The 1,003-nt window shown below is 64.3% G+C and carries 1 protein-coding gene; it reads left to right on the top strand.

Features of this window, described 5'->3' with window-relative positions; translation table 11 throughout:
- The coding region (locus tag ACFPTO_RS25145; RefSeq protein WP_377715808.1) for a porin at positions 1-971 on the top strand (971 nt) is incomplete at its 5' end.
- Positions 972-1,003: the final 32 nt, after the last annotated feature.

Here is a 1,003-nt window from a genome sequence, read left to right as displayed (position 1 = left end):
GCGAAGATCTGGGCGGCGGTCTGCACGCGATCTTCACGTTGGAAAACGGCTTCAACCTGAACAACGGCAAGGACACTGAAGCCGGCACGATGTTCAACCGTCAGGCCTATGTCGGCCTGCAGAGCAACCAGTACGGCACGCTGACGCTGGGCCGCCAGTACGACTCGATGGTCGACTACGTGGCACCGCTGTCGGATACCGGCTCGGGCTTCGGCAACAACCTGGCCGCTCACCCGTTCGACAACGACAACCTCGACCACTCGTTCTCGATCAAGAACTCGGTCAAGTACCAGAGCGCCACCTACGCAGGCTTCAAGTTCGGCGGCCTGTACGGCTTCAGCAACGACCCCGGCCAGTTCGCGAACAACCGTGCGTGGAGCGTTGGCGCATCGTACGGCATCGGCCAGCTGAACTTCGCGGCGGCCTACCTGCAGATGAACAACTCGCGCACGGTCAGCAACTCCAGTGGCGCGAACTCGGCGGGCGCGGGCAATAACTCCAACCTGTCGGCCGAGACGCAGCGCACGGTCGGCGCAGGCGTGAACTACACGTACGGCCCGGCAACGGCCGGCTTCGTGTGGACCCACACGCAGTACGAAAACCTGATCGCCGGCGGCCAGAGCGGCAGCCTCGTCGGGTTCCCGTCGGGCATGAACCTGCACATGGACAACTTCGAGCTGAACGGCCGCTACGCGCTGACGCCGGCACTTGCGCTGGACGCGTCGTACACGTTCACGAACGGCAAGGTCAAGGGCGCGGACGGCTCGGGCGATCCGAAGTGGCACACGGTCTCGCTGCAGGCTGACTACGCACTCTCGCGCCGCACCGACGTGTACGTCCAGGGTGTGTACCAGCACGCGTCGGGCGAGATGGGCAACCTCCGCCAGAACGTGGCGATGATCAACACGCTGTCGCCGTCGACCACGCAGAACCAGGTCGCCGCCACCGTGGGGCTGCGTCACCGCTTCTGATCGAAGCCTGCCAGAAGCTGAAGTATCCGTTG

Origin of the sequence: Paraburkholderia denitrificans, assembly GCF_042655705.1 — a bacterium.
GTDB lineage: Bacteria > Pseudomonadota > Gammaproteobacteria > Burkholderiales > Burkholderiaceae > Paraburkholderia > Paraburkholderia denitrificans.
Note: the sequence above shows the minus strand (reverse complement) of the source record. Positions and strands in the feature narration are given on the sequence as shown.